At 66.5% G+C, this 24,918-nt stretch carries 32 protein-coding genes and 5 pseudogenes; 22 read left to right on the top strand and 15 right to left on the bottom strand.

Annotated elements, in window-relative coordinates; translation table 11 throughout:
- Positions 1-2: 2 nt before the first annotated feature.
- Positions 3-182, bottom strand: coding sequence for a hypothetical protein (locus NHF48_RS16085; RefSeq protein WP_253071676.1), 180 nt, complete (start codon positions 180-182; stop codon positions 3-5).
- 272 nt (positions 183-454) lie between these two features.
- On the opposite strand from NHF48_RS16085, the gene NHF48_RS16090 reads away from it, so the two are divergent.
- Positions 455-700 carry a hypothetical protein gene (locus NHF48_RS16090; RefSeq protein WP_253071677.1) on the top strand — a complete coding sequence of 82 codons (246 nt, stop codon included), beginning with the start codon at positions 455-457 and terminating at the stop codon, positions 698-700.
- Between the two features lie 348 nt (positions 701-1,048).
- On the opposite strand, the gene NHF48_RS16095 is transcribed toward NHF48_RS16090, so the two are convergent.
- From NHF48_RS16095 to NHF48_RS16115, 5 genes are all read right to left on the bottom strand, one after another.
- The gene (locus NHF48_RS16095) at positions 1,049-1,366 is read right to left on the bottom strand and encodes a flagellar protein FlgN (protein WP_107963439.1); all 318 of its coding nucleotides are present in this window, start codon (positions 1,364-1,366) and stop codon (positions 1,049-1,051) included.
- The gene (gene flgM, locus NHF48_RS16100) at positions 1,353-1,670 is read right to left on the bottom strand and encodes a flagellar biosynthesis anti-sigma factor FlgM (protein WP_192238312.1); all 318 of its coding nucleotides are present in this window, start codon (positions 1,668-1,670) and stop codon (positions 1,353-1,355) included. Before flgM ends, NHF48_RS16095 begins: the two co-directional genes overlap by 14 nt.
- Before the next feature lie 96 nt (positions 1,671-1,766).
- Positions 1,767-2,261: a flagella basal body P-ring formation protein FlgA gene (locus NHF48_RS16105; protein WP_192238311.1), complete on the bottom strand. Its 495-nt coding sequence runs from the start codon at positions 2,259-2,261 to the stop codon at positions 1,767-1,769.
- Positions 2,258-2,794: a hypothetical protein gene (locus NHF48_RS16110; protein ID WP_253071678.1), complete on the bottom strand. Its 537-nt coding sequence runs from the start codon at positions 2,792-2,794 to the stop codon at positions 2,258-2,260. The genes NHF48_RS16105 and NHF48_RS16110 overlap by 4 nt, the downstream gene beginning before the upstream one ends.
- The gene (locus NHF48_RS16115) at positions 2,791-3,630 is read right to left on the bottom strand and encodes a motility protein A (RefSeq protein ID WP_253071679.1); all 840 of its coding nucleotides are present in this window, start codon (positions 3,628-3,630) and stop codon (positions 2,791-2,793) included. The genes NHF48_RS16110 and NHF48_RS16115 overlap by 4 nt, the downstream gene beginning before the upstream one ends.
- Positions 3,631-4,073: 443 nt before the next feature.
- Here NHF48_RS16115 and NHF48_RS16120 point away from each other — a divergent pair, with 443 nt between their 5' ends.
- From NHF48_RS16120 to NHF48_RS16190, 14 genes and pseudogenes are all read left to right on the top strand, one after another.
- Positions 4,074-4,352: a flagellar basal body rod protein FlgB gene (locus NHF48_RS16120; RefSeq protein WP_056485319.1), complete on the top strand. Its 279-nt coding sequence runs from the start codon at positions 4,074-4,076 to the stop codon at positions 4,350-4,352.
- 3 nt (positions 4,353-4,355) lie between these two features.
- Entirely contained in the window at positions 4,356-4,766 is a 411-nt protein-coding gene (flgC, locus tag NHF48_RS16125; protein WP_056485088.1) for a flagellar basal body rod protein FlgC, read from the top strand.
- A gap of 2 nt (positions 4,767-4,768) precedes the next feature.
- Positions 4,769-5,482 (top strand): flagellar hook assembly protein FlgD, encoded by a 714-nt coding sequence (locus tag NHF48_RS26110; protein ID WP_446741167.1) that lies wholly within the window; start codon positions 4,769-4,771, stop codon positions 5,480-5,482.
- A gap of 4 nt (positions 5,483-5,486) precedes the next feature.
- The gene (locus NHF48_RS16140; RefSeq protein ID WP_253071680.1) at positions 5,487-6,755 is read left to right on the top strand and encodes a flagellar hook protein FlgE; all 1,269 of its coding nucleotides are present in this window, start codon (positions 5,487-5,489) and stop codon (positions 6,753-6,755) included.
- Positions 6,756-6,779: 24 nt separating this feature from the next.
- Positions 6,780-7,532: a flagellar basal-body rod protein FlgF gene (flgF, locus tag NHF48_RS16145; RefSeq protein ID WP_253071681.1), complete on the top strand. Its 753-nt coding sequence runs from the start codon at positions 6,780-6,782 to the stop codon at positions 7,530-7,532.
- 13 nt (positions 7,533-7,545) lie between these two features.
- Positions 7,546-8,334, top strand: a complete 789-nt coding sequence (gene flgG / locus NHF48_RS16150; RefSeq protein ID WP_107963448.1) for a flagellar basal-body rod protein FlgG — start codon at positions 7,546-7,548, stop codon at positions 8,332-8,334.
- A 5-nt stretch (positions 8,335-8,339) separates the two neighbouring features.
- Positions 8,340-9,029: a flagellar basal body L-ring protein FlgH gene (locus tag NHF48_RS16155; protein ID WP_082452973.1), complete on the top strand. Its 690-nt coding sequence runs from the start codon at positions 8,340-8,342 to the stop codon at positions 9,027-9,029.
- Positions 9,030-9,208: 179 nt separating this feature from the next.
- Positions 9,209-10,316: pseudogene (locus NHF48_RS16160) on the top strand (flagellar basal body P-ring protein FlgI).
- Positions 10,317-10,459: 143 nt separating this feature from the next.
- Complete coding sequence (locus tag NHF48_RS16165; protein WP_253072459.1) at positions 10,460-10,651, top strand: rod-binding protein; 192 nt, start codon at positions 10,460-10,462, stop codon at positions 10,649-10,651.
- Positions 10,648-10,710, top strand: a pseudogene (locus tag NHF48_RS26115) (hypothetical protein); the annotation flags it as partial. The gene NHF48_RS16165 and the pseudogene NHF48_RS26115, both read left to right, overlap by 4 nt.
- A gap of 301 nt (positions 10,711-11,011) precedes the next feature.
- A complete protein-coding gene (locus NHF48_RS26120; protein ID WP_446741218.1) occupies positions 11,012-11,995 on the top strand; it encodes a FlgK family flagellar hook-associated protein in 984 nt (327 codons plus the stop codon).
- A 5-nt stretch (positions 11,996-12,000) separates the two neighbouring features.
- Positions 12,001-12,921 (top strand): flagellin N-terminal helical domain-containing protein, encoded by a 921-nt coding sequence (locus NHF48_RS16180; protein ID WP_253071683.1) that lies wholly within the window; start codon positions 12,001-12,003, stop codon positions 12,919-12,921.
- 109 nt (positions 12,922-13,030) lie between these two features.
- Positions 13,031-13,894, top strand: coding sequence for a flagellar motor stator protein MotA (gene motA, locus NHF48_RS16185; protein WP_253071684.1), 864 nt, complete (start codon positions 13,031-13,033; stop codon positions 13,892-13,894).
- Between the two features lie 20 nt (positions 13,895-13,914).
- Positions 13,915-14,688: pseudogene (locus tag NHF48_RS16190) on the top strand (flagellar motor protein MotB); the annotation flags it as partial.
- A 218-nt stretch (positions 14,689-14,906) separates the two neighbouring features.
- On the opposite strand, the gene NHF48_RS16195 reads toward NHF48_RS16190, so the two are convergent.
- A complete protein-coding gene (locus NHF48_RS16195) occupies positions 14,907-15,410 on the bottom strand; it encodes a MucR family transcriptional regulator (RefSeq protein ID WP_253071685.1) in 504 nt (167 codons plus the stop codon).
- Between the two features lie 336 nt (positions 15,411-15,746).
- On the opposite strand from NHF48_RS16195, the gene NHF48_RS16200 reads away from it, so the two are divergent.
- The 4 genes from NHF48_RS16200 (at position 15,747) to NHF48_RS16215 (ending at position 17,227) form a co-directional block, all read left to right on the top strand.
- Positions 15,747-15,971 carry a hypothetical protein gene (locus NHF48_RS16200; protein ID WP_253071686.1) on the top strand — a complete coding sequence of 75 codons (225 nt, stop codon included), beginning with the start codon at positions 15,747-15,749 and terminating at the stop codon, positions 15,969-15,971.
- 15 nt (positions 15,972-15,986) lie between these two features.
- The gene (locus NHF48_RS16205; RefSeq protein ID WP_156362231.1) at positions 15,987-16,145 is read left to right on the top strand and encodes a hypothetical protein; all 159 of its coding nucleotides are present in this window, start codon (positions 15,987-15,989) and stop codon (positions 16,143-16,145) included.
- An 81-nt stretch (positions 16,146-16,226) separates the two neighbouring features.
- Positions 16,227-16,751 (top strand): hypothetical protein, encoded by a 525-nt coding sequence (locus tag NHF48_RS16210; protein ID WP_253071687.1) that lies wholly within the window; start codon positions 16,227-16,229, stop codon positions 16,749-16,751.
- Positions 16,752-16,891: 140 nt separating this feature from the next.
- A complete protein-coding gene (locus NHF48_RS16215; RefSeq protein WP_263816909.1) occupies positions 16,892-17,227 on the top strand; it encodes a hypothetical protein in 336 nt (111 codons plus the stop codon).
- A 146-nt stretch (positions 17,228-17,373) separates the two neighbouring features.
- Here the strand turns inward: NHF48_RS16215 and NHF48_RS16220 are convergent, their stop codons facing one another.
- The 5 genes from NHF48_RS16220 to NHF48_RS16240 all read right to left on the bottom strand — a co-directional run bounded on the left by NHF48_RS16220 (position 17,374) and on the right by NHF48_RS16240 (position 20,549).
- The gene (locus NHF48_RS16220) at positions 17,374-17,730 is read right to left on the bottom strand and encodes a hypothetical protein (protein ID WP_253071689.1); all 357 of its coding nucleotides are present in this window, start codon (positions 17,728-17,730) and stop codon (positions 17,374-17,376) included.
- Between the two features lie 96 nt (positions 17,731-17,826).
- Positions 17,827-18,927, bottom strand: a complete 1,101-nt coding sequence (locus tag NHF48_RS16225; protein ID WP_263816910.1) for an oxidoreductase — start codon at positions 18,925-18,927, stop codon at positions 17,827-17,829.
- A 10-nt stretch (positions 18,928-18,937) separates the two neighbouring features.
- Positions 18,938-19,579 carry a heme exporter protein CcmB gene (locus tag NHF48_RS16230; protein WP_253071691.1) on the bottom strand — a complete coding sequence of 214 codons (642 nt, stop codon included), beginning with the start codon at positions 19,577-19,579 and terminating at the stop codon, positions 18,938-18,940.
- A complete protein-coding gene (gene ccmA / locus NHF48_RS16235) occupies positions 19,576-20,148 on the bottom strand; it encodes a heme ABC exporter ATP-binding protein CcmA (protein WP_253071692.1) in 573 nt (190 codons plus the stop codon). Before ccmA ends, NHF48_RS16230 begins: the two co-directional genes overlap by 4 nt.
- Positions 20,145-20,549, bottom strand: coding sequence for a metallopeptidase family protein (locus NHF48_RS16240; RefSeq protein ID WP_253072461.1), 405 nt, complete (start codon positions 20,547-20,549; stop codon positions 20,145-20,147). Before NHF48_RS16240 ends, ccmA begins: the two co-directional genes overlap by 4 nt.
- A 68-nt stretch (positions 20,550-20,617) precedes the next feature.
- Here NHF48_RS16240 and NHF48_RS16245 point away from each other — a divergent pair, with 68 nt between their 5' ends.
- Positions 20,618-20,914, top strand: a complete 297-nt coding sequence (locus tag NHF48_RS16245) for a 4a-hydroxytetrahydrobiopterin dehydratase (protein WP_055881974.1) — start codon at positions 20,618-20,620, stop codon at positions 20,912-20,914.
- Between the two features lie 129 nt (positions 20,915-21,043).
- On the opposite strand, the gene NHF48_RS16250 is transcribed toward NHF48_RS16245, so the two are convergent.
- Positions 21,044-21,835 carry an SDR family oxidoreductase gene (locus tag NHF48_RS16250; RefSeq protein WP_253071693.1) on the bottom strand — a complete coding sequence of 264 codons (792 nt, stop codon included), beginning with the start codon at positions 21,833-21,835 and terminating at the stop codon, positions 21,044-21,046.
- A gap of 48 nt (positions 21,836-21,883) precedes the next feature.
- Here NHF48_RS16250 and NHF48_RS16255 point away from each other — a divergent pair.
- Both NHF48_RS16255 and NHF48_RS16260 read left to right on the top strand, forming a co-directional pair.
- Positions 21,884-22,637: pseudogene (locus tag NHF48_RS16255) on the top strand (ATP-binding cassette domain-containing protein); the annotation flags it as partial.
- 18 nt (positions 22,638-22,655) lie between these two features.
- Entirely contained in the window at positions 22,656-24,194 is a 1,539-nt protein-coding gene (locus NHF48_RS16260) for an ABC transporter permease/substrate-binding protein (protein WP_253072462.1), read from the top strand.
- Here NHF48_RS16260 and NHF48_RS25295 read toward each other — a convergent pair.
- Positions 24,191-24,406 (bottom strand): TSUP family transporter, encoded by a 216-nt coding sequence (locus NHF48_RS25295; protein WP_342454757.1) that lies wholly within the window; start codon positions 24,404-24,406, stop codon positions 24,191-24,193. The genes NHF48_RS16260 and NHF48_RS25295 overlap by 4 nt on opposite strands.
- Positions 24,407-24,476: 70 nt before the next feature.
- Positions 24,477-24,893, bottom strand: a pseudogene (locus NHF48_RS16265) (TSUP family transporter); the annotation flags it as partial.
- Between the last annotated feature and the right edge of the window lie 25 nt (positions 24,894-24,918).

Below are 24,918 nucleotides of genomic sequence, written 5' to 3' on the forward strand. Positions count from 1 at the left end.
GCTTAGCCGCCCAGCCGTGCGAGCATCATATAGGCGAGCCGCGCGGTGTCGGGTGTCGGGCGCAGGATGCTGGCGGCGGCCTGCGTCGTCTTGCCGGTGAACCGGCCCATCGCCGTGGTCGCCCAGGCGAGCGCGTCGTCGGCGCTTTCGTTGTTGCCGGTGATGACCGTGCTGCCGTTCATGTCGCCCCCCCAGCTCGAGCGCCTGCGCGGCGTAGTTGGCGGGCGTCGCGGTCGCGCTTGCTCCTGCGGCGGCACCGCCGAGCTTGTCGGCGAACCGGTCGTAGATCGCCGACAGCGTGCGTGGCTGGTTGTTCGAATCGTAGAAGACGTTGTGGTTCGCGCGCGCCGCGGCGGGGAAGAGCGCGGCGCCGCTCGCCTGCGGGTTGGCCTGCATCGTCTTGAGGAACTTGGTCGCGCCGCCGAGGCCCATGAAGTGCGCCATATAGAGGTCGGTGCCCGATGCCGGGCGGTTCAGCGTGCCTTCGAGCGACGCCTTGTTGTCGGACGCATATTCGGCGGCCATCAGCGAGGCGGCGTTGGGATCGTTGCGCAGCGCCAGGATCGCCGCCTTGGTGCCGGCATCGCCGACCGAGAGGCGGCCGCTCGACGACTGGCCGATGCTGTTCGCGGCCCACGCCATGCCGTGCTCGGCGCCATGCTTCTTGACGACGGACAGCCAGCTCTGTTCGATGAACTGATAGAGGCCGGATGCGCTCGACGTGCCGGCCTTGGCGTTGGCGTTGAGCCCGCTCTCGAGCTTCGCCTGGCCCAGCAGATAGTCGAAATCCACGCCCGTCTTGCTGCTCGCAAGCGCGATCGCGGACTGGATCCGGCCGGTAGTGATAGGATTGACGGTCATGCCCGTGTGCGGTGCCCCTGGTTCAGGGGATGCTCAGCAAGGGGCGTGCCAGTTTTCGGGGTTGCCGCTCCCACTACCGTCATCCTGACGAAAGTCAGGATTCAGAGCCACGTAGTCCACCCCCCTGTTACTCTGGATCCTGACTTTCGTCAGGATGACGGAGGTTAAAAGGGAGGGGGCGCAGAAGTCAGGCGTACGCGGCGCGCAGACCCGGACGATACCCGGCAACGGCACCATCGCCGGTCAGGGTTTGCAGGCGGCGGCGGACATTTGCCGCCATCAAGTTGGTGTAGATCCGGCACGTCTCGTTGAGCCGGTTGGCTTCGTCGGCCAGCTCGCGGATCTCGGTGCCCGCAGGGCCGGTGCCCAGCAGCGCGACCTGTTCGATCCCGGCGAGCTTGTCCGCGGTCGCGCGCTCGAGGCTGGCGACGTCGTTCGACTTCAACGCGGCGATCTCGGCGTGCAGCGCGTCGATCACGCGGATCAGGGCTTCACGCCGCTTCATTGGAATTCCAGGCGAGGCTGAGCGCCATCAGCCGATCGGCGATGGTCGCGGGAAGGATGGGGAAGGTGCCGCTGGCGATCGCCTTCTTGATCTCGGCGACGCGCGTCGCGTTGATCGGCGGCGACGATGCCATCGTCCTGGCCAGTGCCAACGAATCCGAAAGGACCGGGTTCTGCGCCTGTGCCGCGGCTTGCGGCGAGGGCTGTACCGGAGTCTGAACGGGCGTCGTCGGCGTCGTGGCGGCGACGCGCACGACGGAACGATCTCCTGCTACTGACGGCTTCGCGCCGATCGAGTCCACCATGTCCGCATCCTTTGGTTTGCGATGACATCAGCAGGAACGGCCGCACGGCGAAAAGCTTTAGCAAAATTAATCTGTTTGCCGAATTTAGCTTAGACCTCAGTTCGACCAACCGGGCAGCGTCGCGTGGCCAGCCTCGACGGCGATCGCCTGGACCGGCGTACGCGTGTCGTCGACCTTGACCATGAAGCGGCCGCCGGGCGCGGCATCGCCCATCGCGACGCCTTCGCGGCTGATCGAGAACCCTTCGGTCCCCGCCTCGATCACGATCGGATCGCCGCGCTTGATGACTGGCGCGACCTTCACGGCTGGCGCGAACGAGGCGGCGACCGCGGCGGGCGCATTGGCTGGGCGGACCACCTGCACGAAGATTCGCCATGCCGGTCCCGCGCACGATACGACCACCGCGTCATGCTGTTCGGAGCGCCACGACAGCGACACCGTAGGGCAGGTCGCGAGCCGCAACCGTGCGTCGATCGGCGTGCGTGCGCCACCCTCGGCGCCGGTCGGCCGGCCGGTGAACGCGGCAACCGAGCGATCGAGTGCGGCGGTATCCTGGAAGCTCGCGGCCATGAGCAGGAACGGGATGATCATTGAGCGGTCCTTTGAACGTCACCCCGTGAGGGTTCGCCGACAAAGGCGACGGAGACGATGGCGGCGCGGCGGCCGGGCTTGGTGGCGGTGACGATCGCGACGCGGGACGGCGCGACCGCGGCTAGCGCAGCGGCAACGGTGCGCGCGCGGTCGGCGGCAAGGATCGCAGCGCTACCCGTCACGCGGTCGATATCCGCGGACGTGCCGTCGGTGGAGCCGGTGACGGTGAGCATCACGCGAGGGTCGCGCGCCGCTTCCCGCGCCCAGGCGACGAGCGCGCCCGGCGTGGTCGGCAGGATCGCCGAACCCGGCGCGAAATCGAGGATGCCGGCGGCGGCGACGGGCATCGGCGTCGGCTCGGTATCGTTGGCGCCGAAGCCTTCGCGGATACCCTTGGCCAAGTCCTTGCCGCCGATATGCTGCGTGGCTTGCAGGAGCACGAGAAAACCGACGAGCAACAGCGCGAGGTCGGCGAGCGTGATCAGCCAGAGTGGCTTGCCGGTCGGCGTATCGGGATACTCGCTCGCGTTCACGCGACGGTGGCCAGAACAGGCGCGACATACCCGCGCGGCGTCTCGCGTTCGGCAAGTGCGACGAGCGGCGCTTCGATACGCGCGCGCTCGAACGCCTCGTTGCGCCCCTGCGCGCGCAGGCGGTTGGCGATCGGCATGAACAGCAGGTTTGCGAACAGCGCGCCGTACAGCGTGGCGAGCAGCGCCACCGCCATCGCGCCACCGATCGCGCCGGGATCGCTCATCGTCGCGAACATCTGCGCGAGGCCGATCAGAGTACCGACCATGCCCATTGCGGGCGCGACCTCGGCAGCACCGGCCCAGACGTCGGCGGCGGCGACGTGGCGTTCTATACGGGCGCGACGGCGATGCTGGACCAGCGTCGCGACGTCGGTCGCAGAGCTGCCGTCGACGATCGCGGCGATGCCGGCGGCGACGTCATGGTCGGTGATGACCGAGCGATCGAGTGCCATCACGCCGTGGCGCTTGGCGATCCGCGAAAGCGCGGTGATCTGTTGCAGCAGCGGATCGGCGTCGAACCGGCCGCGGCCAAGCGTCGTGACCGCGGCCAGCGCGCGGCCGAGGTCGCGGAAGGGCGTGCGAAGAACGACGGCGACAGCGGTGCCGCCACCGACGATGGCGAGCGCTGCGGGGTCGAGCAGTTGTGCGAGCGTGATCATGTGCGTGGGGCGATGCAAGGGGCGGGCCAGATTGGCGGGCGTCATGCCGGGCACTTCGGCTACACTCAGGAGAGCCTCGTTCTTGCAATAGCGATCCACGTCGTCGATGGCTTCAGTTACGCCGACCGGTGGATCCCGGATCAGGTCCGGAATGACGGGGTGGGTAGGGAGCCGCAACTCCTCACCCAAAGAACCACCCCGGCGAAGGCCGGGGCCCAATTGGGGGACGCTGCTAACTGCGGATGCGCTTCGTTACTGCAACCTCTCCAATTGGGCCCCGGCCTTCGCCGGGGTGGTGGAGATGGCGGAGTGACAGCGCCCCCTTCCTTGTTCTCCCGCGAAACATAGTGGTGGGGCGGGGTGCCGGGAGTTGCCGCCCCAACGCGCCGAGCGGCAACCGCCTTGCCGCTCACCTCTGCGACACCGGCAATCTCTTGCCGTTCGCCTTGCCGCCGCGTTGCCGCCGTCCGGCAAACCGTCATTTCCTACCCTGATCGCCAAAACTGGCACGGCCATTGCTTATGTCCGGTTGCGCAATGGTTGCGCCAGGAGACGGGCTTGTGTCAGGCGACACGCTTTTCGGAGTTCACGGGGCGGCACTCGAGGTGCGCTCGCAGCGCATGGGTGTGCTGGCGTCGAACATCGCCAACGCCTCGACGCCCGGCTTCAAGGCGCGCGACATCGATTTCCAGGCCGCGCTCGCGTCGGTCGAGAACGATGGCGGCACCAATGCCGCAACCAAGTTCCGCATCCCGACGCAGACCTCGATGGACGGCAACACCGTCGAGCTGAGCCAGGAGCAGACCGCGTTCGCCGAGAACGCCGTCCAGTATCAGACGACGCTGTCGTTCCTGAACGGGCGGATCGGCCAGATCACCCGCGCGCTGAAGGGAGATTAAGCCATGTCCAACCAGCCCATGACGATCTTCCAGGTCGCCGGCCGCGCGATGTCCGCGCAGCTCGTCCGGATGAACACCACCGCGTCCAACCTCGCCAATGCCGGCGGCACCGCGGGGTCCGCCGAGGCCGCCTACAAGACGATGAAGCCGGTGTTCCGCACCAGCTTCGACGCCGCCAGCGGCATGTCGACGGTCGACGTCGAGCGCGTCGTCACCGCCGGTGAAGCGCCGACCAAGCGCTACGACCCGGACAATCCGATGGCCGACAAGGATGGCAACATCTTCGAGGCGGCGGTCGATGAAACCCGCGAGATGGTCGACATGATGGAGACCGCCCGCAGCTACCAGAACAACATCGAAGTGATGAACACGGCCAAGTCGCTCATCATCGATACCCTCAAGCTAGGCCGCTGATCATGGCAACCTCCTTCGACTCCACGCTCTCCAGCATCGGCATTACGCGCTCGTCGGCTGCCACGGCCACCAAGACGACGACGGCCGCTGCGGCAGGGTCGCTCAACCAGAACGACTTCCTGAAGCTGATGACCGCGCAGATGCAGAACCAGGACCCGTTCAACCCGGTCGACAACACCCAGATGGTCGCGCAGATGGCGCAGTTCTCTTCGCTCGCCGGCATCTCCGAAATGAACACGACCATGAAGGCGATCTCCGACAAGCTCGGCGCGACCAGCGCGAGCGATGCGATGGGCTATGTCGGCAAGACCGTCCTGACCGAGGGGCAGCACCGCCTACGGTCGTACCGGCGGCGGGATCGCGGGCTCGGTCGAGCTGGCGGGCGCGGCGAGCGGCGTCAACGTCACGATCAGCGACGCGAACGGCGCCGCGCTCCGGACGCTGGCGCTCGGGCCGCAGGCCAAGGGCACCGTCGGCTACGACTGGGACGGCAAGGACGCGGCCGGCGCGGATGCCGGCAGCGGCCCGTTCACCGTCAGCATCAACGCGCAGAACAACGGCACCACGGTCGCTGTGACCGGGCTGGTCTGGGCACCCGTCCAGTCGGTCTCGACCACCACGGGTTCCACCATCCTCACCCTTCCCGGGATCGGCGAAGTGCCGGTCAGCGCAGTCCGCCAGATCGGCTGATCGCACCCTCGATTTCAAGGAGTTAAACGCATGTCCTTCTACACTTCGCTTTCCGGTCTCCAGGCATCGCAGACCGAGATGTCGACGATCTCGCACAATCTGGCGAACGTCTCCACCAACGGCTTCAAGAAGAGCCGCACCGATTTCGCCGACGTGATCGCATCCAGCGTGTCGGTCGCGCCGTCGCAGCAGATCGGCTCGGGCGTCATGGTCAAGGGCAACCGCCAGCAGTTCGCGCAGGGCAATCTGATCCAGTCGGCGAACGCGCTCGACCTCGCGGTGTCGGGCGACGGTTTCTTCGTGGTGAAGCCCGAGACCGGCTCGTCGCAGGTCAACTTCACGCGCAACGGCGGCTTCCTGGTCGATGCCGATCGCTTCGTGGTCGATTCGAACGGCAGCCACCTCCAGGTCTATCCGGTCGACGGATCGGGCAGCGTCGTCGCCACCGGGCTCCAGTCGGCGATCAGCCTGCAGCTGCCCGAGACGAGCGGCACCGCGGCCCCGACCAAGGCGGTCACGCTGGGCGTCAACCTCAACGCGAGCTCGAAGCTCCCTACCACCGCCACCTTCGATCGCTTCGATCCGTCGAGCTACAACCAGTCGGCGCAGACCACCGTCTACGACGCGTCGGGCAACGCGATGACGCTGACCAATTACTTCAAGCGCACCTCGGTCTCGACCGATGCCAACACGCCGAGCACGTGGGAAGTCCACAGCTTCGTCGGCGACAAGGAACTGACGTCGGGCGGCGTTGCAGGATCGAAGATGACGTTCGACGGGACGGGCAAGCTGACCGACCCGACCGCACCGATCGCCTATGACGAGTTCACCACCGCCGGTTCGGCAACCCCGCAGCAGATCGCGTTCAGCTTCGGCGACGCCACCACGCAGAAGGCGAGCGCGTTCGCGGTCAACTCGCGGACGCAGGACGGCAAGGCGGTCGGCCAGATCCAGGGCGTGACGATCGACGAGAAGGGCATCGTCAAGGCGAGCTTCTCGAACGGCGACACGCAGGCACTCGGCCAGGTGATGCTCGCCAATTTCTCGAACCCCGAGGGCCTGCGCCAGCTCGGCAACAGCTATTGGTCGTCGACCGGCGTGTCGGGCACGGCAAAGCTGGGCGAGGCGGGCTCGAACGGCTTCGGCAACCTGATGTCGGGCACGATCGAGCGGTCGAACGTCGACATCACCGAGGAACTGGTCAGCCTGATCGCGGCACAGCGCAATTTCCAGGCGAATTCGAAGGCCCTGGATACCGCCAGCCAGATTTCGCAGACCATCTTCAACATCCGCAGCTAATCGACAGCGGACGGGGGACCCTGAATGGACAAGCTGGTCTACACCGCGGCGACGGGCCTGCGCGCGCACATGGCGGCGCAGGCGGCGATCGCCAACAACATGGCGAACGCGTCGACGACCGGATTCCGCGCCGATCGCGTGGTGTTCGACCGGCTGAACCTGAAGGGCGACGGCACCGCGCTGGAGGCACGCGCGCCGACGTCGGAAGAAGTCACCGACGCGGACCGCGCATCCGGCGCGATCCAGTTGACCGGCCGTCCGCTCGACGTCGCGATCACCGGCACCACCGCATGGCTGGCGGTGCAGGCGTCGGATGGATCGGAAGCGTACACGCGGCGCGGTGATCTGGAGGTTGCGCCGTCGGGCGTGCTCCAGACCGGCGACGGGCATCCGGTGATCGGCTCGGGGGGGCCGATCACCCTGCCGCCCTACCAGTCGCTGTCGATCTCGGCCGACGGGACGATCTCGATCATCCCGCAGGGTGGCGACGCGAAGGACCCACAGGTCATCGACAAGCTCAAGCTCGCCGACACCAAGGGGTCGGACACCGTCAAGGGGCTCGACAACCTGCTGCGCGTCAAGGGCGGGGGGACGCTGCCCGAGGATCTCGATGCGAAGGTGCAGGGCGGTGCGATCGAGGGATCGAACGTCAACATGACGCAGGCGCTGGTCGACATGATCGAGAACCAGCGCAGTTACGAAGTCCAGGCCAACATGTTGAAGTCCGCCAAGGACATGGATGAAAGCGGTGCATCGCTGATGCGCCTGCCGAGCTAGAAGGAACCGACGAATGTCATCCGCAGCCATGCATATCGCGCGTACCGGGCTCGACGCCCAGGATACCCGCATGCGCGTCATCTCGAACAACCTCGCCAACGTGAACACCACCGGCTTCAAGAAGGACCGTGCGGCGTTCGAGGCGCTCGCCTACCAGACCGTGACGACCCCCGGCGCGCAGAGCACCGCGGAGACGAAATACGCCACCGGGCTCAACCTCGGCACCGGCGTCCGGCTCCAGGGTACCGCGCGGATCGACACGCAGGGTGCGATGCAGACGACCGGCAACAGCCTCGATCTCGCGCTCGATGGTGACGGTTATTTCCAGGTGCAGATGCCCGGCGGCACGCTCGGCTATACCCGAGCCGGTAACTTCTCGCGCTCGGCGGAAGGCCTGCTGGTTACCAGCGAAGGCTATCAGGTGCAGCCCGGCATCACGGTCCCCGAGGGTACGACCGCGATCACGGTCGGCTCCGACGGCACCGTGTCCGCGACCGTTCCCGGCCAGACCGAGGCGACGCAGATCGGCCAGATCCAGGTTGCGAACTTCCCGAACGGCGCAGGGCTCCAGGCGACCGGCGACAACTATCTCGTCGAGACCGCCGCCAGCGGCGCCGCCAATGTCGGCGTCGCCGGGCAGGACGGTCGCGGCAACATCAAGCAGGGTATGCTCGAGGCGTCGAACGTCAACGTCGTCGAGGAACTCGTCGACATGATCGAGACGCAGCGCGCGTACGAGGTCAATTCGAAGATGATCTCGGCGACCGACGACATGCTCAAATACGTCAACCAGAACATCTGATCGTGATGCGCAACGCTCCCATCGCCGCGCTCGCCGGCACGCTCCTCATCGCCGGGCTCGGCGCGTCCCCGGTGGACGCCAGCCTGTTCGGCAAGAAGGCACCGCCCGAGGATTTCTCGGTCGCGCGCCCCCTGCCGGTCGTGACGGTGCCGGTCGTCGCGACCGGCTCGATCTTCCAGGCGCAGGATGGCTATGCGGCCCTCTATGAAGGCTGGCGGGCGCGGAAGGTCGGCGATCCGCTGACGATCGTGCTGGTCGAGCGCACCGCCGCGTCGAAATCGTCGGGTTCGAAGCTCGACAGCAACGGCGGGGCGAGCATCACGCCGCCTACCACCGGCGCGCTCAACCTGTTCGGCAAGAGCGATGCGACGATCAGCGGTGGGCGCAATTTCAATGGCACCGGCGCCGCCGACCAGGCGAACTCGCTGTCGGGTGAAGTCAGCGTCACCGTCGCGCAGGTCTATCCCAACGGCACGATGCTGGTGCAGGGCCAGAAGCGCGTCACGCTCAACCGCGGCGATGAGTTCCTGAAGATCAAGGGCCTCGTCCGTACCGCCGACGTCGACGCGAACAACCGCGTGCTGTCGACGCGGGTCGCCGACGCGCAGATCTCGTACACCGGCAAGGGCGACGTCGCCCGCGCCGGCCGGCAGGGGTGGCTCGGCCGCTTCTTCTCCGTCGTCAGCCCGTTTTGATGCGCAACACCCAGCCGTTCGTCCTGAGTAGAGACCGAGTAGTGCCGGAGGCGCGTATCGAGGGCTCGTATCGAAGGACAGGTTGGGGCGCGCTGCGGGTGCTTCGATACGTACCCTCGATACGCCCCTGCGCGCCTACTCGGTCGCTACTCAGCACGAACGGTAAAGGACTAACGATCGTGTCTCGTCTATTTGCAGGTCTCCTCACCGCCCTCCTCGCATCGCTCCTGATCGCCGCGCCGGCCTCGGCCGACCGGATCAAGGATCTCGGCGGGTTCCAGGGTATCCGTTCGAACCAGCTGACCGGCTACGGCATCGTCGTCGGCCTGCCAGGCACGGGCGACGACAATCTCGAATACACCGTGCAGTCGTTGAAGGCGGTTGCATCGCGCTTCGGTCTGCAGCTGCCGCCGTCCGCGAATCCGGGCATGAAGAACGCAGCGGTGGTGATGATCACCGCCGAACTGCCGCCGTTCGCGAAACCCGGCCAGCGTCTCGACATCACCGTCGCCTCGATGGGCAAGGCCAAGTCGCTCCGCGGCGGCAGCCTGATCATGACCCCGCTGCTCGGGGCCGATAACCAGATCTATGCGATGGCGCAGGGCAATCTCGCGGTCGGCGGGCTTGGTGCAGAGGGCGCGGACGGGTCGAAGATCGTCGTCAACGTACCGTCGACCGGCCGCATCCCCGAGGGTGCGACCGTCGAACGCGCGGTCGCGACCGGGTTCGACAGCGCGCCGACGCTCACGTTCAACCTCGCGCGTGCCGATTTCACCACCGCGCAGAATGTCGCCGGCGCGATCAATTCGAAATTGGGCTTCGGCAGCGCGCAGGCGATCGACGCGGTCTCGGTCGCAGTTCGCGCGCCGATCGGCGCCGATATCCGCGCGACGCTGATGTCGACGATCGAGAATCTCGACGTCGTCTCTGCCGAGCCGTCCGCCAAGGTGATTGTCAACGCGCGCACCGGCACCGTGGTCATCAACTCGGCGGTCCGCGTGGGGCCGGCGGCGATCACCCACGGCAAAATGACGGTGCGGATTGACGAGAAGCCACAGGTCAGCCAGCCAGCCCCGTTGAGCCAGGGGCAGACCGCGATCACCCCGAACAGCCGCGTCGCGGTCGAGGGAGGAGCGTCGCCCGATGTTCTTGCTGAACCCCGGCCCCAAGCTCGCCGACATCGTCAAGGCGGTCAACGCGATCGGCGCTTCGCCGGCCGATCTGGTCGCTATCCTCGAGGCGCTGAAGGAAGCCGGCGCGCTCAAGGCCGAGTTGATCGTCCTGTGAGCCCGCTCAACGCCCCCCTCTCGCCGACGGCCGCTTCGACGACGGGCATCTCGACCGACACCAGCCGCCTCAAGTCGAAGGACAATCTCGAAAAGGCCGGCAAGCAGTTCGAGGCGGTCTTCACCGGCATGATGCTGAAGAGCATGCGGCAGGCGAAACTTGCCGACCCGCTGTTCGATTCGAAGGCGATCGATACCTTCACCGACATGCAGGACGGGTTGGTCGCCAAATCGATGGCCGAGCACACGCCGCTCGGCATCGGCAAGGCGATGACCGATTTTCTGAGCAAATCGCAATCCGATCTTAACCAGACTGCTGCAGACTCGCCGCCATGAGCGATCTCCTCTCGATCGGCGCCTCGGGCGTTCGCGCCTACCAGACCGCGTTGTCGACGGTGTCGGAGAACATCGCGAACACCGGAACGGTCGGCTATACGCGGCGCACGACGACGCTGGCTGAGGTCTCCTCGGTCAATGGCGGGATCAACGCGCGCAACTCGGCGACCGGCAGCGGCGTGATCGTCGTCGGCGTGGGTCGCAGTGCCAACGCGTATCGATCGCAAGCGGTTCGCTCGGCGGGCACCGATCTCGGCAAGACCGAGACCAGCGTCGCCTGGATGAGCCGGATCGAGATCGTCGCTCGGCGACAACAAGCTCGGCGATCGCCTCACCAGTTTCTTCAGTTCGGCGCAGACCCTGTCGGCCGACCCGACCTCCGTACCGGCGCGCGCGGTCATGCTCGAAGCGGCGAAGACTGCCGCCCAGGCCTTTGCCGCGACCGGCAAGGCACTCGATACCGCCGCGACCGAACTCGATTCGTCCGCGTCGCAGGCGGTCCAGTCGCTCAACTCGCTCGGTACCGCGCTTGCCAAGGTCAATGATGGGCTCGCGCGGACGCCGCCGGGATCGTCCAGCGCGGCGCAGCTAGCCGACCAGCGCGATCAATTGCTCGACCAGATGAGCACGCTGACCGACGTCAGCACCGCGTTCGATGACCTCGGGCGCGCGACGGTTCGGCTCGGTGGCACGACCGGCACGGTGTTCGTCGTCGGCAACCAGAGCGGACAGGCGTCGTTCGCGCGCAACGACGAAGGCGCGGTGCAGTTCGCGGTCATCCGCGATGGTGTCACGACCGGTTTGTCACCAACGGGTGGCGCACTGGCCGGAATGGCCGAGGGCGCGCAGCGTATAGCCGCGGTGCGCGGGTCGCTCAATGGCATCGCCAGCGACTTCACCACCCAGGTCAACGCGGTCCAGGCGCAAGGCCGCGATCTCAGCGGGAACCCAGGCGCCGCTCTCTTCGAGACCGGCACCCGTCCCGCCGACATTTCCGTCTCGCTGACCGATCCGCGCGGGATCGCCGCGGCGGGCGCGACCGGCGGCGTGCGCGACGCGTCCAACCTCGCCGCCTTGCAGGCGCTTCGGACCAGCGGCGGGTTCGAAACGAGGACCACCACGCTGATCGCCGGCAACGCCGCCGCGCTCGAACAGCGCAAGACGGTTGCCGATGCGCAAGGCGCGATCCGCGACGGCGCGGTCGCGTCGCTGGCCTCTTCGTCGGGTGTCGACCTGGATAGCGAGGCGGTCGACCTGCTGCGCTTCCAGCAAGCCTATCAGGCGTCGAGTCGCGTGATCCAGACCGCGCGCGACACGTTCCAGACCATCCTCGATCTACGGTAACGCTCATGCAGATCGCCACCAGCCTTTTCTACGATCGTGCCGCGAGCACGATGGCGTCGCTTACCGGCAAGGCGGATGCGCTCCAGACGCAGATCGCGAGCACCAAGCGGTTCTCCGCGCCGTCGCAGGACAGCGTCGCGTATCAGCGGCTCGCCGGGCTCGCGCGCGATACCGCGAACGACAAGGCGTATGCCGCGAACCTCGATACTGCCGCATCGGTGCTGACGCAGGCCGATACCAGCCTGACCGCGATCACCGATCAGTTGCAGAGCGCGGCGGAGCTCACGACGCAGGCGCTGAACGGCACGCTCAACCCGGCGAACCGCAAGGCGATCGGGGTCCAGCTCGCCGGTATCGTCGCGACGCTCGCCAATCTCGCCAATGCCAAGGACGCCGGCGGCCAGGCGTTGTTCGGAGGCGCCGATGGAGCGCCTGCGGTCGCCGCGGATGGCACCTACGCGCTCGCCGGAAAGCCGGTATCGGGTATCCCGATCGGTGACGGCCAGAGCATCCAGGCGAACGAAACCGCCGCGCGCATCTTCACCGTCGGCGGCAAAGCCAACGCCGAAGGCGGCATTGATGGCGGTATCAACACCCTGGAAATGCTCGCCGCCATCGCGACCGCGCTGCAATCCGACGATTACACGCCGGGCGCGCTCGGTACCTCGCTGGAAGACATCAGTGCGGCATCCGATCAGGTGTCGATGGTCCAGTCGTCTCTTGGCGCTCGGGCGGCGCGAGTCGATCTGGAGGCGGCGCGGTTGAAGGATACCGGCGTGGACCGCGAAGAGACTCGCTCCGCGCTCGAGGACACCGACATCCCGACGGCGGTGGTCGAGTTGCAGAAGACGATGACGATACTGTCGGCGACGCAGGCCAGCTTCTCGAAGCTCTCGGCGCTGTCGCTCTTCGATTATCTTCGCTGACCGTATTTAATTGCGCAGGCGCGCATCTGGTAACCGGTTGGCTACCAAATCCGGTTAATTCTCTGGCGACGTAAGTGCCGCTGTTGGCCCTGGGGGAATTTCGAACACCATGTTTCCGGTCATCGGCATCGTCGTCCTGCTCGTCATGGTGTTCGGCGGATTCGCCTTCACCGGCGGCGCGCTCGGCCCCGTCATGGAGGCTATCCCGCACGAGATGCTGATCATCGGTGGCGCCGCCGCCGGCGCGCTGATCATCGGCAATTCGGGCAAGGAGCTGAAAGGTCTCGGCGCCGGCCTGGGCAAGGTCTTTAAGGGTCCGAAATACAAGAAGCAGGATTTTCTCGACGTCATCTTCCTCGCCAGCAGGTTGATGAAGATGCTGCGGATGGACGGGCCAATCGCTCTCGAGCCGCATGTCGAGGATCCGCAGTCTTCCGCCGTGTTCGCCGAATATCCGAAGCTCCTGAAGGACAAGGCGCTCATTAACCTCATCGCCGATACGCTGCGCCTGGTCGTGGTGTCGTCTGGTACGCTCGACGTGCATGCGGTCGAAGAGGTGATGGATCACTCGATCAAGAACCATCATCACGAGGAAGAGGCTGCGCACGGCACGCTCGCCAGTCTCGCCGACGCGCTGCCCGCGCTGGGCATCGTCGCCGCGGTGCTCGGCGTGGTGAAGACGATGGGCTCGATCGACAAGCCTCCGTCAATTCTAGGGGCGATGATCGGCTCGGCGCTGGTCGGGACGTTCATGGGCGTGCTGCTCGCCTACGGCATGGTCGCGCCGCTCGCGAACCGGCTGAAGCAGGTGCTCGATGCCGACGCCTCGATCTACGACGTGGTGAAGCAGATCATCATCGCCTCGCTACACGGTCATCCGCAGCCGCTGGTGATCGAGGCCGCGCGCTCGGGCATCGCGCACAAGAACCAGCCGGGCTTCGCCGAAGTCTTCGACGGGCTTCGTGGCAAGTAAGATGGGAGGCAAGTAACGTCATGGCGCCGCGCGCGCCCCACGGTACGAACCAGCCCCCCAAGGTCATCGTCAAGAAGATCTATATCGAGGCGCATGGCGGCCATCACGGCGGCGCGTGGAAAGTCGCGTACGCCGATTTCGTGACCGCGATGATGGCGTTCTTCCTGTTGCTGTGGATCGTCGGCGCGACCACCGAGAAGCAGCGCAAGGGCATCGCCGATTACTTCGCGCCGACCATCCTCAACACACGCTCGCTGGGCATCGGCGGCGGCGGGCTGTTCGGCGGCGAATCGATCCTCGACAAGAATCGCATCGGGCCGAAGCCAGGACAGACCAGCATGGCTCAGCTTGCGATCCCGGATGCAGGGCTCGGCGGGCCGTCGGCGGGGACGGGGCCCAAGGGTTCGCTGAAGAGCCGCGATGCGTTGACCAAGGAAGACCAGAAGAACTTCGCGGCGTTGCGCAAGCGCGTGCTGGGCCAGATCTCCGGGAACGCTAGGCTGTCGCGGCTGCAGAATCATGTCCGCTTCGTGCCGACGCAGGACGGCATGCGAATCGATCTGGTCGACGACGCGGATTATTCGATGTTCGCCCTCGGCACGACCGCGCTCGATCCGGAAGCGTCGGCCTTGATCGGCATGATCGCGGGGTCGGTGCAGGGCATGCAGAACCCGATCATGATCCGCGGCCATACCGACAGCGTGCCGTATGGCGACCCGCGTGCGATGAACAACTGGATGCTGTCTTCGGGGCGCGCCGAGGCGACGCGGCGGCGGCTGTTGTCGGGTGGTACGCCCGAGCAACGGTTCGAGCGGATCGAGGGGCGTCGCCGACCGCGAGCCGCTGATCGTAAAAGATCCTGCCGACCCGCGCAATCGCCGCGTCGCGATCACGTTGCTTTACAGGCGTGGGATCTTCGCCAAGTAACGCCGCCGCGTTCCCACGGTACGCGCAACAAAAAGGACCGGTGCCGCAAGGCGCCAGTCCTTTTTGTCGTCACTCGCTGCGTCGCTTATTCAGCGGCGGCGGCAGCGTCCGTCTTGCGCTTGCGGGTCGTCGTCTGCTGGGCAGGCGTCGAATCCGTCTTGCGCGGGCCGGGCTTGCGTCCGAGGCCGATCTTCTTCGCCATCGCACGACGGCTCTCCGAGTAGTTCTCGGCGACCATCGGGTAATCGGGCTTCAGTCCGTAGCGTTCGCGGTATTCGGCCGGCGTCATGCCGTGCGTCGCGAGGTGACGGCGCAAGGTCTTGTACGACTTGCCGTCGATCATCGAGATGATGTGATCCTTCGACGCGAGCGATTTGCGTGCCGTTACGGCAGGCGTGTATTCCGCGGCAGCTTCGACCGGAGCAGCTTCGATCGTGGTACCGAGCAACGTCGCGACGGTCTCATGCATCTTGCCGAGAAACGCGGGAACGTCATCAGCCGAACTCCGGGTATTCGGGTTGCCGAGCCATGCGATCGTCAGTTCTGTTGCCAGCTCGACGGCATTCAGGTCGGTGGTATCTTCGGCCATAGTATACTCCATTGTCCGCGGACGCCGTAACGGCGTGCGACTTTGGGTTCAACCATCTAGATACGTTTTCAGCAAATTAAATTGTAAAAATCGACATTGGAAGCGCGAACGGGTGAATATCGGTTCATTTTGACTCCTCGCAATTCAAGTTTCCGAGCATGAACAAAGCAAGCACAGTGAAGATGTCATCGGGCGCTGACGGCTGGATTCCTGTCGTCGCGGCGGTCAGACCTCGGGTGACGGTCGCGTGCGTATCGTCGGCCGCGTCGATAGCTATCGCGCAACCTGTTCGGCACGCGTCGTAGCTGCGATGCATTCTATCGAGAGAGTTTCTGCATGCTTTCAGGTCCCGACGGCACGAACCGATCCGAACGCGCGACCCGATCCTCCGGCATGGGCGGGACCGCGAAGGCGCTGTCGAAGGCCGAAGCCTATTCGGGCAGCGACTGGCTTGCCAAGCTCGGCAAGGGCAGTGCGGACGACGACGCGCCGATGCTGAGAAGCGTCGGCGATCGCCTGATGCCGCTGCGGATCGCGATCATCGCGCTGATTCCCTGGTGATGCTCCGGTCCGATCATGACCAATGTCGAGGGCGGCAATGGCGGCGACGGGAGCGCCGTACGACAGATCGGCTATCTCGCGATCCTGGCCGGCACGATCTTCGCGATCCGTCCCTCGGCGAGTCCGAAGTCGCTGGTCGCGTTCACCTGGCCGATGTTGCTGGCGCTCGCATAGTGCTGGATCAGCGTATCCTGGGCTCTCGACCCGGTTAACGCATTCCACCGTATATTCCTGACGACGCTGGTCGCGTGGATGGTGTTCAGTCTTGTCCGGCACGGCGGGGATCAACTGGACGTCGACCTGCTTCGCTATTCGCTGCTCGCCGCGATCCTGATCTCGTATCTCGTGGTCGTGATGGATCCGATGGTAGGCATTCACTTTGAGGGCGAAGAACAGGCGATGGCACTGATCGGCAACTGGCGCGGCTTCCTCGGCCACAAGAACTTCGCCGGCGCGGTGTGTGCGTTGTGCATCATCATGTTCCTGTTCGATGCGAAGCGGATCCGACCGATGATCCGCATTTTCGCGATCCTGGTGGCGGGATATTTCCTGTTCCGGTTGCAGTCGAAGACGTCGGGCGGCATGGTGGTGCTCGCCTCGGTCGGCGGCATCGTCTTCGAGACGGTCAGCATCCGCCTGCGTCGCTACATCATCCCGATCCTGATGATCGTTAGATCGGTTTTCTGGTTCCTGACCCGCGCCTATGCCGACATGGTCCAGTCCAACTTCCTCCAGCCAAAGGCATTTACGGCTGTGGCCAGATCTGGGGGGCGCTGCTGAACTATGCCGGCGACCATCCCTTGCTCGGCGCAGGCTTCGGGTCGTTCTGGACATCGAGAGCAGCCGCCCGGTGTTCGAATGCGGCCATGGCTATGTCACCAAGATCACCGTCGGCCATTCGGGGGTATATCGACCAGCTCGTGACGGTCGGTATTCCAGGCGTACTGCTGATGGTCTTCGCGATGGCGGTGTGGCCGTTGGGAAGGCTGCTCGCGAGCGCCGACGTCGCGAAGGGGCGGGGCGCGCTGATCTCGGCGATGCTGATGTTCTGCATCGGCCACAACATCACCGAGAGCGGCCTGTTCGAGCGCGACGGCATCGTCCGCACGATCTTCTTCTTCGTGGTCGCGCTCGCGCATTATTGCACGATGGACGACAAGCGGACGGCGCCGGTCAAGCAGGCGGGCGACGACGTGATGCGCGAACTCCGCCGTCGCAAGCGCAAGCATCGCCCGGTGCTTACCGCCGGCGAATGACCGGGTGACGTGCCAGGATCGCCGCCAGCCAGTGCGACAGGAACCGCGTCAGGCTTTCGCCGAGTTCGAGATGCGGATCACCGCTCATCGACGATGCTCCGTTCGTCCTGTTCGGCATGCGCGATTAGCGACCCGATCAGGATTTCTTAATAGGCGGCGGCATTCGCCTCGATCTCGTCGTCGGCGTCCGCCTGCGTCGCGCCGGGCTGTCCCGCCACCGCCCGCGCCGCGCGGATCTGCCATTCGGCCATGTCGCGCCAGGTCGCCACGTCGCGCGCGGCGATCGCCTGTTGCGCAAGGCCGATCAGGATGACGAACGCGCCCAGCACCGCGACCGCAACCGCCAGGTAACAGCCATTTGCCCAAATCGCGCGCAGCCAGAAGCCGTAGATGACCGTGACGATCACCACGATCAGCGCCACCAGGCAGATCGCATCGATCAGTCGACCGATCCGCTTGGGCCACCGCGATTGGTTGAGGCCATGGTGAAGGGGGTCGGGCACGTCGCGATCCTGTCAGAGAAGATCCGGATCGGCAAACGACCGGCGGTGCTTCGGAAGCGACGCATTCGATACCCGCGCGGCGCCGGGACGGATCGTTCAGATTTGTACAGTCGCGGACGAAACAGCGTGGGCTGCGGCGTCCCGCTCGCGATCGGTCAGCGCCAATGCCGTCGTCGCGCCGGTCTTTGCGGACAGGAACGCCGCCTCGACGACCGCCATCACCGCCAGCGCTTCGATCGGCGCGACCGGATTTTTCACCGCTCCCCGAACCGCCGCCGCGATGCCAAAGTAATAATGACGTTGATCGCCGGGTAGCGCGCGCTGTTCGCGTTGCCCGTTGGCGACGTGGATCACGAGCGGGTCGGGATCCTCGCCCCAGTTCGCGTCGCCCGGCCGCATTCCGCTTAGAAGTTGCGCCTCCTGTCGGTCGGCGCATCGCTTCGTCATGCTGCCAGCGGTTCCGTGCACGGTGAAGCGGTCGACGCCGCCCGCGACCAGCATGCTCGCCTGGAGGATCACGCGGCGCTCGCCATAGGACAGGACGACGTGCGCCCAATCGTCCGTCATTGCGCCCGGCCGCTGCGTCGCGATCGAGGCCTGCACCTGGTCCGGTAGGCCGAACAGGAGCAATGCCTGATCGACGAGATGCGGACCGAGATCGTACCAGACGCCGCTGCCCGGCCCCGACCGCTCGCGCCAGCGGTCGCGGACGTCTGGCCTGAACCGATCGAAATGCGATTCGAAATGCGTGACGTCACCGACGATACCGGCGTTGATCGCGGCACGCACGGTGAGGAAATCACTGTCCCAGCGCCGGTTGTGGAAGACGGACAGCAGCAGGCCCCGATCTTCCGCCAGTGCGACAAGCCCGCGCGCTTCGTCGAGGTCGAGCGTGAACGGCTTGTCGATCACGACATGCTTCCCCGCCGCGATCGCTGCCCTCGCGAGCGGTGCATGCGTCTCGTTCGGCGTCGCGATCACGACGAGGTCTATGTCCTTGGCCGCGATCAGCGCGTGCGGATCGGCGTGGACCACCATTCCCGGAAAGTCCGCCTGCAACTTGCGGGCATCGCTGGACGACACCGCGCGAAGTTCGAGCCCCGCGACCGATGCTATCAACGGGGCATGGAAGGTCTTGCCCGAGAACCCGTATCCGATCAGCCCGACGCGTATGGGGCCGGCTTGCTCGTCCGTCATGCTCATCGCCTCAGTCCATGCCCGCGCGGATCGCCGCCGCCGCCAGAAACGGTGCGCCCGCGACGAGCACGAGGCTGACCGCGGCGAGCAGTTTCACCGCGCCCGCGCCGCCGGCCGGGTCTAGCGATCCCGCTCCGAAAATCAGCAACGGGACCGCGAGCGGCAGCATGACGAGGCCCGTCACCGCGCCGCCGCCACGCACGCCCGCGACCAGCGCGCTCGTCGCGACCGCGAGTGCGGCAAGGCCGGGCGTACCGATCAGCAGGCCGATCTCAACGCGCAGCAGCGTGTCGGCCGACAGGTTGAGCAGGCCAGCGGCGATCACCGCGGCGAGCATCAGCGGCGGGCCGAAGCTCAGCCAGTGCGCGATCGTCTTCGCCAGCGCGACCAGCGCGAGCGACATCCCGCGGACGACGAACTGGTCGAACACCCCCGCCTCCAGATCGGGACCGACGAGGCGCTCGACCGGCAACAAGGCGGCAAGCAATGCCGCGGTCCAGATCACCCCGCCGCCGATCCGCGCGAGCAGCGCCGCGTCGGGGCCGATCGCGAACGGGAACAGCGTCGCCACCAGCAGGAAGAACGCGACCACCAATGTCGCGCCACCGCTCGACACGCTGCGGCGCAGATCGCGGCGGATCAGCGCGATCACAACGCGATTTCCTGCGCGTGGGGAATCGCCAGCGGCAGGTGCGTGGCGACCAGCGCGATTCCGCCGGTGGCGCGGTGCCCGGCGATCAGCGTTTCCAGTCGCGCGACCGACACCGTGTCGAGCCCGTTGGCGGGTTCGTCGAGCAGCCAGACCGGCGCCCCGCTGGCGGCAACGCGCGCGATCGCCGCGCGGCGGCGTTGCCCGGTCGACAGCAGGCGGACCGGAATGCCCGCGAGCGCGTCGAGATCGAGTGCGGACAGCGCTTGGGCGATCCGGGTATCGGGGGCGGGCGCATTGTCCAACGCGGCCCAGAAACGGAGCGCGTCGATGAGCGTGCGGTCCGAGTCGAGCGCACTCGCCTCGGTCAGCAACGCCTTGTCCGCGTCACAGGTTACGGCGCCTTCGAACGGCGCGAGCAGGCCGGCGGCGATGCGGATCAGGCTCGACTTGCCGATGCCGTTGGGACCGGTGACGACCGCTGCATCACCCGGCTCGAGGTCGAAAGACACACCCGAGAACAGCAACCTTCCACCCCGCACGCACGCTACGTCGCGAAACGCGAGACTCATGCGGCCCGATCTTCGGCGGAGTCTTCCAGCGCGTGCATGTCGTCGTCGCTCAGGCCGAAATGATGGCCGATCTCGTGGATCGTCACATGCGCGACGAGATCGTCGAGGCGCACCCCGGTCTCGATCCATTCCTCCAGGATCGCACGGCGGTACAGGACGATGCGGTCGGGCATCGGCGCGACGTCCATCGACGATTTCTCGCCGAGCGGACGGCCGTGGTAAAGCCCCGACAGGTCGAGCGGGTGTTCCAGCCCAAGCGCCGCCAGCGTCTCGTCGTCGGCGAATTCCTCGACCGCGAAGACGATGTCGCCGAGATGCTCCGCGAACTGCTGCGGCAACCTGGCGATCGTCGTCCGCGCGATCGCCTCGATCGTGTCGGCGTCGGGGGGCCTCTCCCGGATATTGTCGCTTGCCCGCTCATGCCGCCAGCCATACGCGTCGGCGAACTGTTGCGGCAAGGGAGAGCCCGATGATCGAAGCGCTGAACGATACCGAGCGGGCCGAGGCGCTCGATGGGCTCGACGAGTGGGATTACGACGATGCGCGCGACGCGATCACGCGGACGATCGTGTTCGCCGATTTCGTCGAGGCGTTCGGCTTCATGACGCAGGTCGCGCTGATCGCCGAGCGCGCGAACCACCACCCGGAGTGGAAGAACGTCTGGAACCGCGTGGAAATCCTGCTGACGACGCATGACGCGGGCGGGCTGTCACCGCGCGATATCGAAATGGCCGAAGCGATCGACGCGATCGTCGGCGACGCCTGAGATCTTCTGTTTGGCCCCTCCCTGAAAGGGAGGGGTTGAGGGTGGGTAGGCCGGCTTGAGCCAATTAAGGTCCGGGTATGCGGAAGCCGACCCACCCCCTGACCCCTCCCTTCCAAGGAGGGGGGATTTTCAGCCCTTCCGCATATCCCGCCGCATCCGCTTGCGCAGCGCACCCGGCATCCACCGTGCCGCGAACGCCATCCGGTGCGCGGTCTTCCCCACGAACGTGTGCACCTTGTCGCCATGCACCGCCGCCCAGGCTGCCTCCGCGACCTTGTCGACGCTGGTCAGTTCCAGCCCCGCCCCCGTCACCGTCTCGCGGATCGAGTGGTTGGTGTTCCCCGCCGCGGAATCGAGCAAAGGCGTGTCGATGAAGCTCGGCACGATCGAGCGCACCTTGATGCCGTCCGCCGCCCATTCGCCGTCGAGCGCCTCGGTGATCGCGCGCACCCCGAACTTGGTCGCGGAATAAGGCGCAAGCCCGGCCGAGCCGTAGATCGCCGATGCCGACGCGGTGTTGAGCAGGCACGATCCCGGCGTTCGCTTCAGATACGCATGGCCGATCCGCGCGCCGTTCAGCGCACCGACCAGGTTGATCGCGATCACCCGGTCGATCTCGGCGAAGTCGGTCTCCGCGAGCGGTCCGCCCGATCCGATCCCGGCATTGTTGAACAGCACGTCGAGCCGCCCGCCCGTGGTCGCGACGAACGCATTGAGCGAGGCCACCCATGCATCGCGGTCGCGCACGTCCATCTGGTAGGTGCTGACCATGCCCGCGGGCAGCAGCGCGGCGGTCTCGGCAAGCCCTGCGACGTTGACGTCGGCAAGCCCGACCCGCCAGCCTTTCCGCGCGAACAATATCGCGGTGGCGCGGCCGATCCCCGATCCGCCGCCGGTGATAAAAATGCCCCGCTGGCTCATACCCTCTCCATTTGATTTTCCGGTATGTTTCCCGCATCCTGCGCGCAGATGCCAGACAATTCCCCAGCGCTCGCTTTCGAACGCGTCACCAAACGATACGGCACGACGATCGCCGTCGACGGCGTTTCGCTGGAGGTCGCGCGCGGCAGTTTCGTCGCGCTCGTCGGCACGTCCGGTTCGGGCAAGTCGACGCTGCTGAAGACGCTCAACCGCCTGGTCGAGCCGAGCGAAGGCCACGTGACGATCGACGGGGCCGACGTCGCCGACGAGCCCGCCCCCGAACTGCGCCGCCGGATCGGCTACGTCTTCCAGAACATCGGCCTGTTCCCGCACATGACGATCGCCGAGAACATCGCGATCGGCTTGCGCATCGCCGGCCGCACGGATGAGGCGAAGGTCGGCGAACTGCTCGACCTCGTCGACCTGCCCCGCGACATTGCGAGCCGCATGCCCGACGCGCTCTCCGGCGGGCAGCGCCAGCGCGTCGGCATCGCCCGCGCGCTCGCACCCGGCGCGAAACTGCTGCTGCTCGACGAGGCGTTCGGCGCGCTCGACCCGGTCACGCGCGACGCGCTCGGCACGCGGATCCGCGAGCTCCACGACCGGCTCGGGCTGACCACCATCCTCGTCACGCACGACATGGCGGAGGCGCTGCTGCTCGCCGACCGGGTGCTGGTGATGAAGGCGGGACGCATCGTCGCCGACGCCACGCCCGCCGATCTCGTCGCCGGCAAGGGTGGGCGACGACGCGCAGGCGCTGGTGCAGGTGCCGCGTGCGCAGGCCGAACGCTTGCAGGCGCTAGTCGCATGGGGGGGTCGCATGAGCGCATTCCTCGACGCGCTCGGCCGCGTGCCGCCGCTGCTCGCCAACCACGTCCTGCTCTCCGCGGCGGCGCTGCTGCTCGGCATCGCGATCAGCCTGCCGCTCGGCATCTGGTCCGCGCGCAACGCGACCGTGGCGCGCGTGTCGCTCGGTTTCGCAAGCCTCGTCCAGACGATCCCGAGCCTCGCGCTGCTCGCCTTGTTCTATCCGCTGCTGCTCAGCCTCTCCGCGCTGGTCGGCGGCGGCATCCCCGCATTGGGCTTCCTCCCGTCGCTGATCGCGCTGACGCTGTACGCGCTGCTGCCGATCCTGCGGAATGCGGTGGCGGGGTTGCACGGCATCGATCCGGCGGTGATCCAGGCGGCGGACGCGGTCGGCATGACGCCTGCGCAGAAACTGCGGCTGGTCGAGGCACCTTTGGTCGCGCCCGTGCTGATCGCCGGTATCCGCACCGCGGCGGTCTGGACGATCGGGGCCGCGACCTTGTCGACGACGGTCGGCCAGCCGAGCCTCGGCGATATGATCTTCGCGGGATTGCAGACGCAGAACTGGGCGCTGGTGCTCGCCGGCTGCGTGTCGGCGGCGGCGCTTGCGCTGGCGGTCGACGCGCTGATCGGGGCGATCGAATACGGCATCCGCGCGCGCCGCCGCTGGCTGTGGATCGCGAGCGCGGTGGTGTTGGTCTTGGGCACCGCGGCAGCGACCGCCCCGCTGTGGCCCAAGGGCGGCGGAGACCGCACCGTGGTCGTCGGCGCGAAGAACTTCGCCGAGCAATACATCCTTGCGCGGCTGATCGGCGACCGGCTCGAACATGCCGGCTACACCGTCGAATATCGCGACGGCCTCGGCTCGGCGGTCGTGTTCGGCGCGCTCTCCGGTGGCGATATCGACGTTTATGTCGATTATGCCGGGACGATCTGGGCGAACGAGATGAAGCGCAACGACGTCCCCGAACGCCCGGCGATGGTCGCCGCGATCGCCGACTGGGCGAGGCGCGAGCATCATGTCGGCCTGATTGGGTCGCTCGGGTTCGAGAACGCCTACGCCTTCGCGATGAAGGGCGACGCGGCGAAGGCCAAGAGCATCGCCAGCCTCGACGATCTGGTGAAGGCCGCTCCCGGCATGACGCTAGGCAGCGATCTCGAATTCCTCGAACGTCCCGAATGGGCCGCGGTGAAGCGCTCCTATCCGCTCCGCTTTGCCAAGACGACGCCGTACAGCCCGACCTTCATGTACCGCGCGCTGGAGAGCGGCAATGTCGATGTCATTTCCGCCTTCTCGTCGGATGGCCGGATCGCTGCGGATGGGCTTACCGTGCTGACCGACCCGCGGCGTGCGATCCCGGGCTACGACGCGATCCTGATGGTCGCGCCGAAGCGGGCAGGGGACGCGAAGTTCCTCGCCGCGCTAAAGCCGATGGTCGGCCGCATCCCGGTCGAGGCGATGCGTGCCGCGAACTACCGGGTCGACCGCGATACCGACAAGGAAACGCCGGAGATCGCAGCAAAATGGCTCGCCGCGAAGACCGGGCTTTAGGAATAGGCGCGGTAGAAGAACACGATCGTCGTCGCGATCGTCACCAGCAGCGTCCACACGCGGATCACCTGCGGCGACAACAACAGCCCGAGTTTCGCGCCGAAATGCCCGCCGACGATCCCGCCGATCAGCATCGGCACGCATAGCGCCCACACCACCATCCCGGTCGCGATGAAGATGATCGTCGCGGCGAGATTCGCGACCGCCAGCATCAGCGTCCGCGGCGGCGCGAGCGTTGCCGGAGTCGCGCCCGACAGCAGCCCCCCACGCAGCCGTCAGCATCAGCCCGACGCCGCCACCGAAATAGCCACCATAGACCCCCAGCAGCGCCTGCACCGCGACCAGCGACTTCGGCCCGATCTCGACCCGCGACCGGAGCCACAGCGATGCGCGCGTGCCGAACGCGATCGCCAGCGTCGCGAACAGCAGCAGCCACGGCACGATCAGGTCGAACGCGCGCGCCGACGTCGCCACCAGCAACAGGCTGCCGACCAGCCCGCCGACGAAGGTGATCCCCGCCATCGTCTTCATGCTGACGCCGGAGATCGGCTGGAGCCCATGGCGATACGCCCAAGCGCTCGCCATCGCGCCCGGCTGGAGCGAGACGTTGCTGGTCGCGTTCGCAAACGTCGACGGCACGCCGAGCCCGATCAGCGTCGGCATCGTCGCGAAGCTGCCGCCGCCCGCCAACGCATTCATAGCACCGCCGAGAACACCAGCCCCT

This window comes from Sphingomonas sp. H160509, assembly GCF_024124765.2.
In the GTDB taxonomy this organism is placed as follows: domain Bacteria; phylum Pseudomonadota; class Alphaproteobacteria; order Sphingomonadales; family Sphingomonadaceae; genus Sphingomonas.